Annotated in this window: 13 protein-coding genes and 1 tRNA gene; 8 read left to right on the forward strand and 6 right to left on the reverse strand. The window is 43.2% G+C overall.

What is annotated here, in order from left to right; genetic code table 11:
• Positions 1 to 136: 136 nt before the first annotated feature.
• Entirely contained in the window at positions 137 to 2,839 is a 2,703-nt protein-coding gene (gene adhE, locus KI742_RS15015; RefSeq protein WP_005380731.1) for a bifunctional acetaldehyde-CoA/alcohol dehydrogenase, read from the reverse strand.
• A 650-nt stretch (positions 2,840 to 3,489) separates the two neighbouring features.
• On the opposite strand from adhE, the gene KI742_RS15020 reads away from it, so the two are divergent.
• Complete coding sequence (locus KI742_RS15020) at positions 3,490 to 4,128, forward strand: YchE family NAAT transporter (protein ID WP_005380729.1); 639 nt, start codon at positions 3,490 to 3,492, stop codon at positions 4,126 to 4,128.
• A 35-nt stretch (positions 4,129 to 4,163) separates the two neighbouring features.
• Entirely contained in the window at positions 4,164 to 5,027 is an 864-nt protein-coding gene (locus tag KI742_RS15025; RefSeq protein ID WP_005380728.1) for an ion transporter, read from the forward strand.
• A gap of 57 nt (positions 5,028 to 5,084) precedes the next feature.
• Here KI742_RS15025 and asd read toward each other — a convergent pair whose 3' ends face one another.
• Positions 5,085 to 6,200 carry an aspartate-semialdehyde dehydrogenase gene (gene asd / locus KI742_RS15030; RefSeq protein WP_085569751.1) on the reverse strand — a complete coding sequence of 372 codons (1,116 nt, stop codon included), beginning with the start codon at positions 6,198 to 6,200 and terminating at the stop codon, positions 5,085 to 5,087.
• Between the two features lie 431 nt (positions 6,201 to 6,631).
• Here asd and nhaC point away from each other — a divergent pair, with 431 nt between their 5' ends.
• Entirely contained in the window at positions 6,632 to 8,065 is a 1,434-nt protein-coding gene (gene nhaC, locus KI742_RS15035) for a Na+/H+ antiporter NhaC (protein WP_005380726.1), read from the forward strand.
• Between the two features lie 90 nt (positions 8,066 to 8,155).
• Here nhaC and KI742_RS15040 read toward each other — a convergent pair whose 3' ends face one another.
• The 3 genes from KI742_RS15040 to yejK form a co-directional block, all read right to left on the reverse strand.
• Positions 8,156 to 9,319 (reverse strand): chemotaxis protein, encoded by a 1,164-nt coding sequence (locus KI742_RS15040; RefSeq protein WP_085569750.1) that lies wholly within the window; start codon positions 9,317 to 9,319, stop codon positions 8,156 to 8,158.
• A gap of 104 nt (positions 9,320 to 9,423) precedes the next feature.
• Positions 9,424 to 10,752, reverse strand: a complete 1,329-nt coding sequence (locus KI742_RS15045; protein ID WP_080996147.1) for an Hpt domain-containing protein — start codon at positions 10,750 to 10,752, stop codon at positions 9,424 to 9,426.
• Between the two features lie 82 nt (positions 10,753 to 10,834).
• On the reverse strand, positions 10,835 to 11,833 hold the full coding sequence (yejK, locus tag KI742_RS15050) for a nucleoid-associated protein YejK (protein WP_005380723.1): 999 nt from the start codon (positions 11,831 to 11,833) through the stop codon (positions 10,835 to 10,837).
• Positions 11,834 to 11,918: 85 nt separating this feature from the next.
• Between yejK and KI742_RS15055 the strand changes: the two genes are divergently transcribed.
• The 3 genes from KI742_RS15055 to KI742_RS15065 all read left to right on the forward strand — a co-directional run bounded on the left by KI742_RS15055 (position 11,919) and on the right by KI742_RS15065 (position 14,223).
• Positions 11,919 to 12,146, forward strand: coding sequence for a YejL family protein (locus KI742_RS15055; RefSeq protein WP_005380722.1), 228 nt, complete (start codon positions 11,919 to 11,921; stop codon positions 12,144 to 12,146).
• A gap of 22 nt (positions 12,147 to 12,168) precedes the next feature.
• Positions 12,169 to 13,977 (forward strand): DUF3413 domain-containing protein, encoded by a 1,809-nt coding sequence (locus KI742_RS15060; protein ID WP_005380721.1) that lies wholly within the window; start codon positions 12,169 to 12,171, stop codon positions 13,975 to 13,977.
• A 155-nt stretch (positions 13,978 to 14,132) separates the two neighbouring features.
• Positions 14,133 to 14,223 (forward strand) — tRNA-Ser (locus KI742_RS15065).
• Between the two features lie 193 nt (positions 14,224 to 14,416).
• Here the strand turns inward: KI742_RS15065 and KI742_RS15070 are convergent.
• Positions 14,417 to 15,340, reverse strand: a complete 924-nt coding sequence (locus KI742_RS15070) for a histone deacetylase (protein ID WP_005384909.1) — start codon at positions 15,338 to 15,340, stop codon at positions 14,417 to 14,419.
• A 271-nt stretch (positions 15,341 to 15,611) separates the two neighbouring features.
• On the opposite strand from KI742_RS15070, the gene KI742_RS15075 reads away from it, so the two are divergent.
• Positions 15,612 to 16,301 (forward strand): SDR family oxidoreductase, encoded by a 690-nt coding sequence (locus KI742_RS15075; protein WP_258470091.1) that lies wholly within the window; start codon positions 15,612 to 15,614, stop codon positions 16,299 to 16,301.
• Between the two features lie 183 nt (positions 16,302 to 16,484).
• Entirely contained in the window at positions 16,485 to 16,691 is a 207-nt protein-coding gene (locus KI742_RS15080; RefSeq protein WP_005380717.1) for a hypothetical protein, read from the forward strand.
• Positions 16,692 to 16,723 lie beyond the last annotated feature (32 nt).

Consider the following 16,723-nt stretch of genomic DNA (forward strand, 5'->3'; position numbering starts at 1 on the left):
ACAGCAACTCTGTTTTCCCGAGCCAGATGTAACTCCTGCACCAAAATAAAAAAGCCCCAGTCACTTGACTGGGGCTTTAACCTTTTCCCGATTAAGGTTTCGTGCTAGCGAAAACCTTGCTCACTCGATTTTTTAATTACGCGTCAGCTTTTTCTTTCTTTGCTTTAGGTGCTGCTTTTGCTGCTTCTTGGTCTGCTTTCTTCTTGATAACAGTTGTACCTTCGAAAGTTTCGCCTTCAACAAATGCTTTACCGTAGTAAGAAGCCATCAACACATCTTTAAGTTCGCTGATTAGAGGGTAGCGTGGGTTCGCACCAGTACATTGGTCATCGAACGCTTCTACCGCTAGCTCATCCAGTTTCGCTACGAAATCTGATTCAGCAACACCTGCCGCTTGGATAGACATTGGGATGTCTAGGTTAACTTTTAGTTCATCCAACCATGCTAGTAGACGTTCAATCTTCTGAGCAGTGCGGTCACCTTCTTGGCTTAGGCCTAGGTGGTCAGCAACTTCAGCGTAACGACGACGTGCTTGTGGACGGTCGTATTGAGAGAACGCAGTTTGTTTAGTTGGATTGTCGTTCGCGTTGTAACGTACCACGTTAGAGATAAGTAGTGCGTTAGCTAGGCCGTGTGGCAAGTGGAACTCAGCACCCAGTTTGTGAGCCATTGAGTGACAAACACCTAGGAATGCGTTCGCAAATGCAACACCAGCGATAGTAGCTGCGTTGTGTACTTTCTCACGAGCGATTGGGTCATTTGCACCGTTCGCATAGCTTGATGGTAGGTACTCTTTTAGCATCTTAAGTGCTTGAAGAGCTTGGCCATCTGAGTATTCGTTAGCAAGAACAGAAACGTAAGCTTCTAGAGCGTGAGTTACGGCATCGTAACCACCAAATGCTGTTAGAGACTTAGGCATGTTCATTACTAGGTTCGCATCAACGATTGCCATGTTTGGCGTGATTTCGTAGTCAGCTAGTGGGTATTTCGCACCAGTCTTGTCGTCAGTAACAACCGCGAATGGAGTAACTTCTGAACCAGTACCTGAAGTTGTAGTGATACATACAAGCTCAGCTTTTTTACCCATTTTAGGGAACTTGTAGATACGTTTACGGATGTCCATAAAGCGCATTGCTAGTTCTTCAAAGTGAGTTTCTGGGTGCTCGTACATTACCCACATGATTTTCGCTGCATCCATTGGTGAACCACCGCCTAGCGCTAGGATAACGTCAGGTTGGTAGCTAGCCATTTGAGCCGCACCTTTTTCTACTACAGACAGTGTTGGGTCAGCTTCAACATCGAAGAATGTTTGAACTTCCATGCCTTGAGCTTTTAGTAGGCTTACTACGTCATCTGCGTAACCGTTGTTGAATAGGAAACGGTCAGTTACTAGGAATGCACGTTTCTTACCTTCTAGGTCGCCCAGTGCGATTGGAAGGCTACCACGACGGAAGTAGATTGACTTAGGTAGTTTATGCCACAACATGTTTTCAGCTCGCTTCGCTACAGTTTTCTTGTTGATTAGGTGTTTAGGACCTACGTTCTCAGAGATAGAGTTACCACCCCAAGAACCACAACCTAGCGTTAGAGATGGCGCAACGTTGAAGTTGTACAAGTCACCGATACCGCCGTGAGTAGTCGGGATGTTGATTAGGATACGAGCTGTCTTCATCTTGTCACCGAAGTAACGGATACGGTCAGCGTTAGTATCTTGGTTAGTGTAAAGACCAGATGTGTGGCCGATACCACCAATCTCAACCATAGTTACCGCTTGAGCAACCGCGTCTTCGAAGTTGTCAGCACGGAATAGACCTAGAGTTGGAGATAGTTTCTCGTGAGCGAATGCGTCATCGTGAGATACTTTGCCCAGACCTTCACCAACAAGAACTTTAGTGTCTGCTGGAACTTTAACGCCTGCCATTTCAGCGATTGCTGCTGCTGGCTGACCTACGATTTTCGCGTTTAGCGCGCCATCGATAAGAAGAACTTTACGAACTTTATCAGCTTCTGCTTTGCTTAGGACATAAGCTTTGTGAGAAGCAAAACGCTCTTTCACTTCGTCGTATACTTCATCAACTACGATTGCCGCCTGCTCAGAAGCACATACTACACCGTTGTCGAAAGTCTTGGACATTAGGATAGAAGCAACAGCACGTTTGATGTCTGCTGTTTCATCGATAACAACCGGAACGTTACCTGCACCTACACCGATTGCTGGCTTACCAGAAGAGTAAGCGGCTTTAACCATGCCTGGACCACCAGTTGCAAGGATAAGAGCGATGTCATCGTGTTTCATTAGAGCGTTTGAAAGCTCAACAGAAGGCTGGTCGATCCAACCGATGATGTCTTTTGGTGCGCCTGCTGCTACTGCTGCATCTAGAACGAGTTTAGCTGCATCGTTAGTTGAGTTTTTCGCACGTGGGTGTGGTGAGAAGATGATACCGTTACGAGTCTTCAAAGAGATTAGAGATTTGAAGATCGCTGTAGAAGTTGGGTTAGTCGTTGGTACGATACCGCAGATGATGCCTACAGGCTCAGCGATAGTCATAGTACCTAGGTTGTCATCCTCTTCTAAGATGCCACACGTTTGTTCGTCTTTGTATTTGTTGTAGATAAACTCAGAAGCGAAGTGGTTCTTGATTACTTTATCTTCAACAATACCCATACCAGATTCTTCTACCGCTTGTTGAGCTAGCGGGATACGGGCCTGGTTAGCTGCAAGCGATGCTGCACGAAAGATTTTATCTACTTGCTCTTGAGAGTAAGTAGCGAACTCTTCTTGCGCTTTCTTAACGCGAGCAACCATTGCATCTAGTTCAGCCATATTAGTTACAGGCATAGGGAATCTCCTAAAATTAACAAATATTAAAAACTTTTTACTAAGGCTATTACTTATCGTTTTTACTGTTTATCAGTCACTTAGAAAACAAACGTCTTAGTAAATTGCTTTCAGGACTGAGTATAATATTTCAGAGTGTGAAAAAAATTGACTTGGATCAGTTCTCACCACCTAAATACTACCAAAGTGGTGCCTCATCACACCAAAATGACATAAATCACTGATAAACAAATAAATTAACTCTCATTTTTTATTGAGTAAAAAAGAAGCAAATGGACAAATAAATAAAAGAAACTACAACAACCTGTAAAAAAGTTTCATTTTTGACCAACAAAATTACATGTAGGCCCAATTCTTTGTGCTACTGAGAGTATATCGAACCGAATACATCTCTCTACAAACCACCTTGGTTTTTATCAAAAATGTGCGAATGTTAACGTTTATATAAAACAGTGCAATTTATCAGCAACTTTATACGTAACATTTCCTTTCCAGATTAGATACAGTTTATTAAAGAATTAGTTTTTCTCACTTAAATGGCAGGGAATGCGTTAGTTTTTTTCATTTCTTACAACCTAACTTTTGCCTTACATTACGCCCAAATTACCCCTTCTCCTTTTCACTAATGTGAACTTTGATGAGTACGCAACATGCAAACTTTTGAACTTGCTATCTTCTTGCAGTTTTTTCTCGGTTTGGTCGCCGCAGTAAACCCTGTTGGTATCATGCCTGTGTTTGTGTCACTAACCGGGCATATGACACCCGACGAAAAGCGCAATACGGCAACAACAGCAAATGTGGCTGTTGCGATCATCCTGATCATTTCGCTTTTTGCTGGTCAGTTACTGTTAGACATGTTCAGTATTTCTCTGGATTCGTTTCGTGTCGCTGGCGGGTTGCTATTACTTAGCATCGCATTCTCGATGATGAGCGGTAAACTGGGGGAAGATAAGCAGAACAAACAAGAGAAAACGGAATACGTCAGTCGTGAACAGATTGGTGTGGTCCCTCTTGCAATGCCTTTAATGGCAGGTCCTGGTGCAATCAGTTCGACTATTGTTTATGGTGCACGCTACCCAAGCATGTTCGATACCGTGGGCATTAGTATTACGATTGGTTTGTTCTGCCTTTGTTCATGGCTATTATTCCGTTCTGCCCCATTGATCGTACGATTTTTAGGTCAAACTGGAATCAACGTCATTACTCGTATCATGGGTTTGATATTGGGCGCACTTGGCATAGAGTTCATTGCGAATGGCTTACGCAACTTATTTCCAGGATTAGCCTGAGTTTCTATAAAATTGTATGATAGAGCGATTCAACAATGGATCGCTTTGTCATGACGACTGACTCTCTTAAACATACTCTATATGTCACCATTTTTGGTACTCATACCAAAGCTGGTAAAACGTTCGATATTGCTCTCATTATCGCGATCATCAGTTCGTTAATCGTACTGGTGTTAGATTCGATACCCTCCGTTCGGGCCGAGTGGGAAAAAGAGCTGAAGTTTATTGAATACACATTTACTGGCCTATTCACGATTGAATACCTTCTAAGGCTTTATTGCTCCCCCAAACCTGCCGCCTACGCAAAGAGTTTTTATGGTGTCGTCGATTTACTTGCGATTTTGCCCACTTATTTAGCACTCTTCTTCCCATCGGCTTCGTTTATGGGTGTGATCAGGGCGCTGCGAGTGATGCGAATATTCCGCATACTCAAGTTAGTCCGATACCTCCAAGAGTCCAATATCCTCTTACGTTCACTGCTTATGGCGCGCAGAAAGATTTTTATCTTCTTTAGCTCAGTCGCCATTATGGTAACGATTTTCGGCTCATTGATTTTTATCATTGAAGGACCTGAAAACGGATTTACTAGCATTCCTAAAAGTATTTATTGGGCGATCGTGACCATCACAACGGTTGGGTATGGTGACTTGGTCCCTCAAACAGACCTAGGTAAAGGGCTTGCATCACTCACCATGTTACTGGGTTATTCCATTTTGGCGGTACCTACAGGTATTTTCACTGCCGAACTGCACCAAGAGATGCAATCGCACAAAGTATTGGTGAAATGCCCAAACTGCTCCCACGCAGGGCACGACTCTGACGCAATTTACTGTAAACATTGTGGTAGTGAACTGGCCGATCCAGACAAAAGAGTCGTTCGAACGGAAGACGACGCATGAAAAAAGAGCTCCCTAAGGAGCTCTTTTATTTTGTCATCAAATAAAGGATTGATGTGATTATGCTTTCTCAGACAGAATAATTCGCAGAGTACGACGCAATGGCTCCGCAGCACCCCAAAGCAGTTGGTCACCAACAGTGAAAGCATTTAGGAAATCATCACCCATTGCCATCTTACGTAAACGACCCACTGGTACAGACATTGTGCCCGTAACTTTTGCCGGTGTTAGCTCTTGAGCAGTGATGTCACGGTCGTTAGGAATCACTTTCACCCAATCGTTATGAGTGGCGATGATTTCTTCGATTTCGTCCATTGGTACATTTTGTTTAAGCTTGATAGTAAGTGCTTGAGAGTGACAACGCATCGCGCCAATACGCACACAAGTACCGTCAATTGGAACAGATGAACTTTGAGAACCCAAAATTTTATTCGCCTCAGCGCCCGCTTTCCACTCTTCTTTACTCTGACCATTATCGCGCTTCACATCGATCCATGGGATCAACGAACCAGCTAGTGGCACACCGAATTTATCGGTAGGGAAAGAGCCGCTGCGCATTGTATCCGCAACTTTCTTATCAATATCTAGGATAGAGCTTGATGGGTTTGCAAGTTCAGAGCTCACAGAGTCATTGATAACGCCCATTTGCGAGATCAATTCACGCATATTTTGCGCACCAGCACCAGATGCGGCTTGGTAAGTCATTGCGCTTGTCCACTCAACAAGGCCTTTCTCAAATAGACCACCTAGCCCCATTAGCATTAAACTAACCGTACAGTTACCACCGACAAATGTGTTCGTGCCACCGTGGATGCCTTGTTGGATTTGCTTTAAGTTCACTGGATCAAGTGTGATGATCGAATCTTCAGCCATACGTAGCGTAGAGGCCGCATCAATCCAGTAGCCTTTCCAACCAGCCTGACGAAGTGCAGGGAAAACTTTTTCTGTGTAGCTACCACCTTGACAGGTGATTACCGCATCAAGCTGTTTTAAGCTTTCAATATCATACGCGTCTTGCAGTAAGCCTGCGTCTTTTCCTAAGTTAGGAGCAGGAATACCAACTTGAGAAGTACTGTAGAATACTGGTTCGATTAGGTCGAAGTCTTTCTCTTCAACCATACGCTGCATAAGGACTGAACCAACCATACCGCGCCAACCAACTAAACCAACTCTCATCGTATTAACTCTCCATGTATTAAAAAACCTACCCCATAGTTAATTTTTCACAGCAAAATCTCAACCCCTATTTTGTAAATAAGCGCGTTTTTTAACCTTTTCCTCTGAAAAACCGGGTTACACGAGATTTTTTAGTGTTTGGTTTGCGGTTTTAACCATTTTTCAAGTAGGGAAAGCACTTTAGCCCCCTAATTGGTCTTACCACTCAATGAGAAAATAACACATGAAGCACAATAATTTCACATTACACAACATTTAAAACCAAAAAAGTTAAAACAAACTAACAGTTAATTTCACAAGCAAACGTTTTTACCGACGAACATCAAGATAAAACACCAAATGTTCGAAATATAATTTTTGTTAATGTATGTTATGCGCGATTACAACAAGGAGCGCCTTCCTCTATTGCTCCAAGATTGACAGAGGCACATATGAAGCAAGTTACACCACGCCTACCAAGCTTGATACAGGTATTTATCTCGCTCGGTTTATTTCTCCTGCTGGCATTTTCGTTCACAGCCAAGCTAGACCTACCGATTCAGCTAGCGCTATACATCGGTTGGTTCATTGTCATGATATTGGGCATAAAGCTTGGCCATCAGTATAAAGATCTGGAAAAAGCAGCACTAAATGGCATTTCCAATGGACTTGGAGCCGTTTTAATCCTTTTGGCCGTTGGCGCGCTTGTAGGTACTTGGATCTCTGGTGGTATTGTTCCAACCATTATTTACTACGGCCTTAAAGCAATCCACCCTTCCATCTTTTTGCTCGCGACCATGATCATCTGTTCATTGACTGCGCTAGCGACTGGCACGTCTTGGGGTGCGGCTGGCACGGCAGGTATTGCAATGATGGGTATCGGTCAAGGTCTTGGTGTTCCTGCGCCAATCACTGCAGGTGCCGTACTTTCAGGCTGTTACTTTGGTGACAAAATGTCGCCTCTATCGGATTCAGTAATCCTTGCTTCATCTATGTCTAACGTTGAAGTGATGGAACATATTAAAGGCATGTTGCCGATAGCACTCATTAGCTACATTATTACAGGCATTATGTTTACTGCATTTGGCTTCCACTACGCAGGTCAAGTTGACATGAGCCAGGTAGACTCTGTCATTAAAGCGATGGAACAGCAGTTCTACATCACCCCTTACTCATTTGTTCCTGTGATCATCGTATTGTCACTTCTAGCGATGCGTATGCCTTCATTCCCAGTGATCAGTTTTGGTTCTCTGCTAGGTATTATTTGGGCAGTGATGATCCAAGATGTCGATTTCCTAACCGCGTTCAACACGGCTTGGGCTCCGTTTGCAATCTCATCTGGCGTAGATTTCATTGACTCAATCCTTAACCGTGGCGGCATGTCTTCAATGCTTGGGTCGGTAGCGGTTATCGTATTCGGCCTTGGTTTTGGCGGTCTACTAGATAAAGTAGGCGTGCTAGAGACTATCGCGAAGCTGTTTGAAAAACGCGTTCAAAGTGCAGGTTCATTGGCAACAAGCACAATTGGTACGGCCTTTATGGGCAACGTATTTGGTTCAGCGATGTACGTTTCACTTATTCTGACCCCAAAAATCTGTGCGAAGAACTATGACCGTCTAGGCTACAAACGTAAGAATTTGTCTCGTAACGCAGAATTTGGCGGCACGCTAACCTCAGGTATGGTCCCTTGGAGTGACAACGGTATCTACATGGCCAGTATTTTGGGTGTTGCTACACTGTCTTATGCCCCGTTCATGTGGCTGAGTTTTGTATGTATCATCGTAACGATCTTCACTTCTTACATGGGTTGGTTTGTTGATAAGTGCGAACCAACAGCAGAAGCAGTTGAAGAAGCTGAAGGCGAATTGAAGCAGCAAACCGCTTAACTTCGTAGAGATAGGAAGAACCTCCCTTCCGAATTCAATACTAAAAAAGAGCGCTTTAAAGCGCTCTTTTTTTATTTCCAAAACAAATCGTTAGCTTTGTTTTACTGGCGTTTTTACGGCTGCACGCTTCCCAAACCAATAGCCCAAGCCAAGCGGTGCAAAGAATATAACGGCAATGAACAGAATAAAGTAGATGATGGTACTTTTGACAAGTTCAATCAGCTTAGTCATGGCGAGATTCACAACCTCTTGCGACACTCGATCCATATCTTGAGCAAACTTCTCGCGCTCATGGGTAATGATCTGTGCGATTTCTTGACGTTCTCTGGCAACCATCAGCTCTATAGCTTGGCGTTCTTCACCCAACTGAGATAAACGCGCCTCCGTCCTTTGATCGATATCGTCAACCAAAGGTTGTAACTCCAGCGCCATTTGTTCTGCCAAATAACGCATGTACTCTGGGTTGTTATCGATAAAATCCCTCATCGAATCAGCGGTAACTTGCAAACTATTGAGCGCCGCATTGACTTTTTCGATACTGGCAGAGCTATTCAAGGCCAACAACTGCGCTTTCCACGTCATAATTTTTGGTGTCTGTTCTGATACCAGACTTAGACGATCAGAGACATCCCCAAGTGCTTCTGGCATCGTGCCTAGCGTTGTAACGGCTTCCTCTTCGCTAATTTGGTTTGCATCTAACCACCTACGGTAAGCCGGAGTCCTAATCATGCTTAAATCAGCGAATGGATGCTGCTTGGCGAACTCTGCAACAAACGTTTGTGTCTTGATGTATGCTTCTTTCTTCAATAAAGATTGAGCCAGTTTATCTACCTCTTTCGCTAAATAAACGGAAACTAACTTGGCCTCATCAGACGCAAAGAGCTCATTACCAGAAGCGGTAGTAAAGAACTGTTCCATTTGTAGCGTGAAAGTCCATGTATCAATCAGTGCAGCCATTGGGGACACTTGATACGCAGAAGCTTGGATGCCCTCTTCAGCATTTATCTTCCAAAGTAAAATATAAGATTGATGAACTTTATCATGAGGATCATATTGTTCGTGTAGTGCATCTGCTGCTTGCTCAACCTGAGCAAAAAACTGCTGCGCATACTCACGAGTCAAAAGACGCATATTGAGCTCTTGTTTGGTAAGAGGGACGGTTTGACTCTCGATCTTGACTTCGAGCAGGGAGCACCCTGAAAGCATCATAACCAGCCCTATCAACATCATTGAAGACATTCGGCGAACGGACATGAAAACACCTTTAACAAATTGTATAGAACAGGAATAAAGCGAACTAAGTCATATAGTTCGAGCCTTTATTACCTCAACTCTTATGACATTAAGTCAGAGCAATATCAATCTGTTAGCGCTTCTGTTATCTTTTCACTATTGAGAACATTATTAGCAAAAAGTATGGTTTGTTTTAGGACATCATCTAAACATGCCAACTTCTCTTCCGGCACTTTTTGCCCTTGTTTAATCAACAGTTCAATATCACCCGAAATACAGTGCAATGGCATTGCACCTAAACTCCCTGAGACCCCTTTAAGACTGTGTGCGGCTCTTTGCGCTTGCTCTTTATCCTCTTCTAACAGCTGATACATTTTAGTGCCATCGCCAGAGTGATCCTGAATAAAGACCTCCAGTAACATCCGCACAGCGCCCTCGTCACCAGACAGAGAATCTAACATTTTATTGATATCTATGTACGGCTCACGTTCCACTACTTCCACTTGTGATGAATTCACCTCATTACAACTTTCTTCGTTCATTTGGACGTTTTGAAAATTTTCTGACTGAGCTGAGGGAACAGCGTTAGCTCCATTTTCATCATCGCCAACTTGCTCTGACTTTTTATCATCGGTTCTGGGTAGTGGTATCGGTTGAATCGTTTTTGGGGAGAAGGCTCCCCATGAAATGAGGAAAAGGAGCAAACCACTGATTACAGACAACCAAACAATAAAAGTCATTAGCTTCTGTTCCAACTGATCATTTATCGAAGTTAACTGGTTCGGGAAATCTGGATTAAGCAGGTGATTGGATAAATAACTGCCCTGTGCCTGAGCAGATAGTGCGCTTGAGGTTTGAGCAAGCTGGCGCTGAAGAGCGCTTCGCTCTTCGGGAGAGAGCGTCTCTGATTCAATAAAAAGTCGGTCTAAGTCACGGTAAGTATCGCTATTCGTTGCAGAGTCACTAAAGACAGACTCAAAAACAAGCGCACCTAAGCGATAGTACATTGCCTGAATTTGCTCAGAGTTTTCTGTTCGAGCACGGCTGCTTCGTAACTGTTCTGCTAACGAAACCAATTCACTGTCACTTCTTACAAAAGCTCGAGCACTTTCTAAAAATCGGTCGGTCGTATAAAGCAATTGAGTGATATCTGGTGTGATTTTCCCTTCAGAAAACTCACTTTCAAGCTGTAAGCGAACTGCATAAGCCAACTGAAGTTTCAGTGAAATTTGGTCGACGTGTTTAACACGGTAAGGCAGATCGAAGTTAAAAAAGTGCCTGACTTCTTCAACTTTACTTCCTAACTCATTTACAGTCGAAATCGTTTGAATCGTTTGTTTGGCTTGCAGCCAAATGCCAAGTGCTAAAACACACCACAAAACGAACCAGAACCAAACAAACCGCCGTATTCCTTCTTTTAGCTTCAGCAACACTTGCCCCTCGCATATCTCCATTAATTACAAGCATATACTATGGATGTTTCTTATTCACATAAAAAAAGAGAGCCGTTTGCTCTCTTTATTTAACGATATGATTTTAATTGCGACTTAACTGATCTTTTAGATTTGGAGGCGTCCCTTTAATCGTTAAGGTATCCGTCTCTGGATCATAAAAAATACGCTCGCCAAGTAAGAGACTATCGAAGCTAATATTCAAACCACCACCAGCTCCAACAAATTTAGTCAGTTTGCGAACCGTCGCACGATCACCTGGGAAAGACTCTTCAAGCTCGTACCCTTGCTCTTTGGTGAAATCCATAAAGCTCGTGCCATCTTGGCTTTGAGGAAGCTCTCCGGAAAGCTCTGAGATTTGAACCTCATCACCGGATTTAATTTGCTCATTGCAGTAGTCGTAAACTTGTTTCTTGTACTCGTTCACTTCTTGCTTTTCTAGCTTCGAGTCAGCACAAAAATCATCCACCGCCTGCATCAACACTAAGTTTTGTTGTTTAGTATCTAAGCCAATATCCGCTTGCAGAAAATCTAGGAAGAAGTCCGCCACTTTACGGCCAACGCGTCCTTTAATGTATTGCAGATAACGATTGGATTCCTTGTCGGTCTCGTAGCTCGACAGGTCGATGCGTGCGGCAATATCCATTTTGGTGATATCAAGGTAATCTGTCGCACTGATGTCCAAACCTTCGGTCACTTTTAAACTCTGATTCATTGGTAAGATACCGATGAACAAGTAGTCCGTTGCTAAACTCTGATACTCAGCGAAAACCAAGATACCTTCATCCGCAAATGGGTACTTAATCAACTCTTCTTTCAAGCGATTTGCACTAATTTGTGAGAAGTCGTAAAAATCTCGCTCTCCTTTGCGCATTTCTTGAAGCCAAAATTGAAATTCGCTGTCTGACTGGAAAGCGCCAAAACCTTTACCAGCTTTAGAATGGAATACTCGGTGAAGCTCAGCGACTAAGTTTTCTGTAGATGCATCGTTCTCTAATGATGCTGGACGAAAGTTTACAACCAGCTCGTCCTGATCGTTTTTGCACAGTTGATGCAGAATAACGTTTGAAAGATGAAGACTCATAGTGATTTTATCTTGCTACAAGGTTTTAGTTGATGGGCATTGTAGGTTATCATAAGCCGCTTTTACTATCATTATTAGAGTCTTTATGCCGATTACATCTAAATATACTGACGAGCAAGTAGAAAAAATTCTTGCTGAAGTAGCAACAGTTCTTGAAAAACATGCTGCTTCTCCTGAGTTGACGCTAATGATTGCCGGAAATATCGCAACCAATGTCTTAAATCAACGTGTTGCTGCTTCACAACGCAAAGCGATTGCTGAAAAATTTGCTCAGGCGCTGATGTCTTCTTTAGAAACACCAAAAACACACTAATCACGGACAATAGAACACATACATGGTAGACAGCGGAAACTCATACGGCGAACGTGTATCTCGACTAGTTGGTTGGGGTCACTGGTTTGCATTCTTCAATATCGTTGCGTCGATGTTGATAGGCACACGCTACATTGTTCAGTCTCCTTGGCCCGAGACGTTACTTGGTCAGTTTTATCTGGCGGTTTCTTGGGTTGGTCACTTTGGCTTTCTAGTTTTCGCACTTTACTTGCTTGTTCTATTCCCGTTGACGTTTATCCTGCCATCGCGGAAATTGTTCCGTTTGGTGGCAGTGATTTTCGCAACCGTTGGGCAAACCATATTATTAATTGATACCCAAGCGTATCAGTCGATCAATTTGCACTTAACTCCCGTTGTCTGGGAGTTACTATTCAGCGAAGACAAAAGTGCACTCAGCACTGACCTACAACATTTATTTGTTGTGATGCCGCTGATCTTCCTTATTCAACTCGCACTATCCGAATGGGTATGGCGAAAACAGCGCAAACTATCTCATAAGCACGTAGGACGCCCTCTCGCGGCCGTCTTTTTCCTCAGCTTTATGACCAGCCATTTGGTTTACATTTGGGCAGATGCGTATTTTTATAACCCAATTACTAGCCAGCGTTCAAACTTCCCGTTGTCTTACCCGATGACGGCGAAGAGTTTTATGGAAAAACATGGTCTACTTGACCGTGAGGAATACCTAAAACGTTTAGCAGAAAACGAAGGCAACGTAGAGTTAGTCAACTATCCTCTTGAAAAGCTTGAGTTTAACCGCCGAGTTAATAAGCTCAATGTGTTGATGATCAGCATAAACAATTTACGAGCGGATGCGCTTAACCAAGAAGAGATGCCTAACCTCTATGAGTTTGCTGAAAACAATCAGAACTTCCGTAATCATTACAGCTCAAGTAATGATACATACGGGGCCTTTGGTTTGTTCTATGGCTTACCGACCAGTTATGCATCAAGCATCAAGGCGCAAGGTGCTTCCCCAGTATTGCTCGATGTACTGAAAGATCAGGGCTACAACTTTGGTTTATTCAGTGGCAGTGGGTTTGAAGATGATCTCTACTCAGAAATTATTTTCCGCGACTTGAACTTAGCGGAAGACCTAGATGGCACGCAAGCTCATACCGATAAACAATCTATCGCAAACTGGAATACATGGTTAGCAGAGAAAGCAAGTCAGCCATGGTTTAGTTACATCGAAGTCACCACCGTTGATAATTTTGAATCGATTCCTTCAAATAATGACGAAGAAATGCCCGCAAGTGAGCGATTCAAAAAAGCTTATGAATATGCAGTGAAGTCGGCGGATAGAACTATCGCCGGTATTATTGATGAACTAGAAACGACGGGACAACTGACAAACACCATCGTAATCATCACTTCTAATCACGGTAGTGAATTTAACGAAACCAATACGAACAGCTGGGGAGCAAACAGCAACTACAGCCGTTATCAATTACAAGTTCCGATGGTGATCCATTGGCCTGGAATGCTGGCTGGCGAGTTTAATCACAGCACAAGCCACTTGGACCTCTCGGTTACACTGTTGCAAGATATGCTCGGCGTATCTTCCAACCCATATGATTACAGTAGTGGTCGCAACCTATTCGATGAAAGCCGTCGTCGCTGGATCTTGGCGGGCGATACTCGCGAGCTTGCCTTAATTACTAGCTCACAAACCACAGTGATCGATAAGTTTGGCAACTACAAGCTGTATGACAAAAACTACAAACGACTTCGAGATGATGCACCGAAGTTGCCAGTTTTGATGCAAGGTTTAACTGAGTTACAGCGTTTTTATTCTAAAAACGATTAATACCTAGCAATCCATATACTATTCAAACTCCCCTTTTTGGGGGAGTTTTTGTTTATTTAAACAACACAAACCACAAATTTGCGCAGTAAACATCCAATCAGTTCAACTAGGGGTTTACAACATTTTCAAAGCCTTATATTATGCGCCTCAACAACGGAGAGATGGCTGAGTGGTTGAAAGCACCGGTCTTGAAAACCGGCATACGTTAATAGCGTATCTAGGGTTCAAATCCCTATCTCTCCGCCACTTTTAGAAAAATCCCGCTAAGAAATTAGCGGGATTTTTCGCATCTCCAGACTTAAAAGATTTGTACAAATCACTTATCACTTCTTGAACGCAACTAAGCACTCCGCCACACTCCGAAAGAACCCACAAAAAATTAATGCCCTTTTCGTTCGTTCCAGTGTTGAATCAATTTGATATTTACATCTAGTTGTATCTACTCATCAATAAAGACTTCTTTAGCGGCATTGATAAGCTGCAAATGGATTGGGACGAGGTCAGCATGATTCGTTCGATATCCACCTCCAACGACAGCTGCGACAGGGATACCTCGAGATTTCACTGTTTGCATTAAAAATCTATCACGTTCTAAAATCCCTTGAGTCGACACATCAAAATATCCAAGCTCATCGTCTTGATGTATATCGACACCAGCATCGTAGATAACTAAATCAGGGCGATGAAGATTAAGTGCCATATCGACCACTTCTTTAAACGCCATTAAAAAATCCTCATCACCTGTCCCTCGCACCAAAGGCACATCGAGGTCAGACTGAGGCTTCCTCGCTGGGAAGTTTTTATCACAGTGGAAAGAAAGCGTGATGATATCTGGCTCATCGTCACATAAAGTTGCTGTTCCATCCCCATGGTGAACATCACTATCAATGATCAATACTTTATCGACATGCTCGACTTCGAGCGCTTGCCTGGCCGCGATCACTAAGTCATTAAATAAACAAAAACCACTGCCAAACTCTTTGTGTGCGTGGTGATACCCACCACTCAAATGAATGGCCACACCGTACTCAAGTGCCTTTTTTGCGGTCAGAGCCGTGCCCGCTGCTGAAGTTAGCGTTCTGGTAATGAGAGACTCACTCCAAGGAAAACCTATTCGGCGCATCTTCGCAGCTGGCATGTTTCCACTAACAAGTAACTCGACGTATTCCTCGTCATGAACACGTTTTACTTCCCCAACAGTTAATGCTTCGGGCTGGAAAAACTGCGTGTGCTCTTTCCAGTTATCTTTCTCCATATGCACCAATACCGATTCATAGAGGTACTGGTATTTCATAATTGGGTAACGATGCCCCTCTGGCAACTCAAGTTGAGAATAAATCGGGTGGTAGATAAATGGCAGCATGAGAAATTCTTAATAACAATGGTAACGAAATAGTATCAACTTAAAGGGTTGAATAAAACGCAATTTAATTGATAATGATTTTCAATATCAATTAAATTTAATATACATATGAATTCTACTTTCTTTGCTATTCTCGGCGCACTGTTTGGCTCTCTTTGTGCCCTGTCCCTATTTTCATCTCTTGTTGTTGGTGCGTGGTGGTTGGTTGATTTTATTGTGCTTAACTAACACAATGACTTTCAACTGAAATCAAAAAAACATAGGTGTTTGTATGAGTCAAACCGTCTTTATTACCGGAGCAAATCGCGGCATTGGCCTTAGCTTAACTGAGCTGTACCTGAAGCAAGGCCACCAAGTACATGCTACTAGCCGTTCCTTAGAGAACAGTTCAGAACTACAAACTCTAGCCTCACAATTCAGTAATTTGGTTTTGCACGAACTGGATGTCACTCACTACGAACAAGTCGCTAAGCTTGCCGATAAACTCCCTGCCATCGACTTACTCATCAATAATGCAGGATATTACGGCCCCAAGGGATATGGCTTTGGAAACACTGACGTAGAAGAATGGCGTAAAGCCTTCGAAGTAAACACCATTGCACCGTTAAAACTGGTTGAGCACTGTTACCCTCGCTTACAACAAGGCAAGATAAAAAAGATTGCTTGTATCTCATCAAAAGTGGGGAGCATGACCGAAAATACGTCCGGTGGCGGTTATATTTATCGCTCATCGAAAGCGGCGCTTAACTCGGTTGTGAAAAGCTTAAGTAATGATTTAACACCTGAAGGATTTACCGTTTTAGCGCTTCACCCTGGTTGGGTAAAAACGGCGATGGGCGGGCCAAATGCTTTGATAGATACGCAAACCTCCGCGCTAGGCCTAGCGAACGTGATAGAACTGAGCACACCGCAGCTTTCAGGTCGATTTATTAACTACGATGGTACTGAGTTACCTTGGTAGCAGCATTAAGACACAACCATCACTAAACCAAATACCATCAAAGCCATGCTTCATAATCGTGACTTGGTTGGCAAACATAATGTTCATCAGTGATCCACCAGCATAATTCGCGCAATCTAACTTGAATTTATCTACATCCAATCCAGACTTAGGAAAAAGTAGAACAAATAAGGAGAAAGCACGATGGCAGCAGATAGGGATTTGGTTAATTTTAGCGAAGAGCACGAACTAAATTACTGCTTGAGAAGTGCTGGTAAACGCCAAACTCAAGCGAATCGAGATACATTAGTTGACTTGGGCAACCAGGTGAAAGAGGTACTGGACAAACGCGTGTTAACTCAAGGTGAAGTAAGAGGCGCGATCCAAAACCACGGTGATCTGTTCGAGTAATCTATTTTCAAGCATGCGCGGAGTTTAATTAC

Origin of the sequence: Vibrio sp. D417a (genome assembly GCF_030248595.1) — a bacterium.
GTDB classification, from domain to species: Bacteria; Pseudomonadota; Gammaproteobacteria; order Enterobacterales; family Vibrionaceae; genus Vibrio; species Vibrio alginolyticus.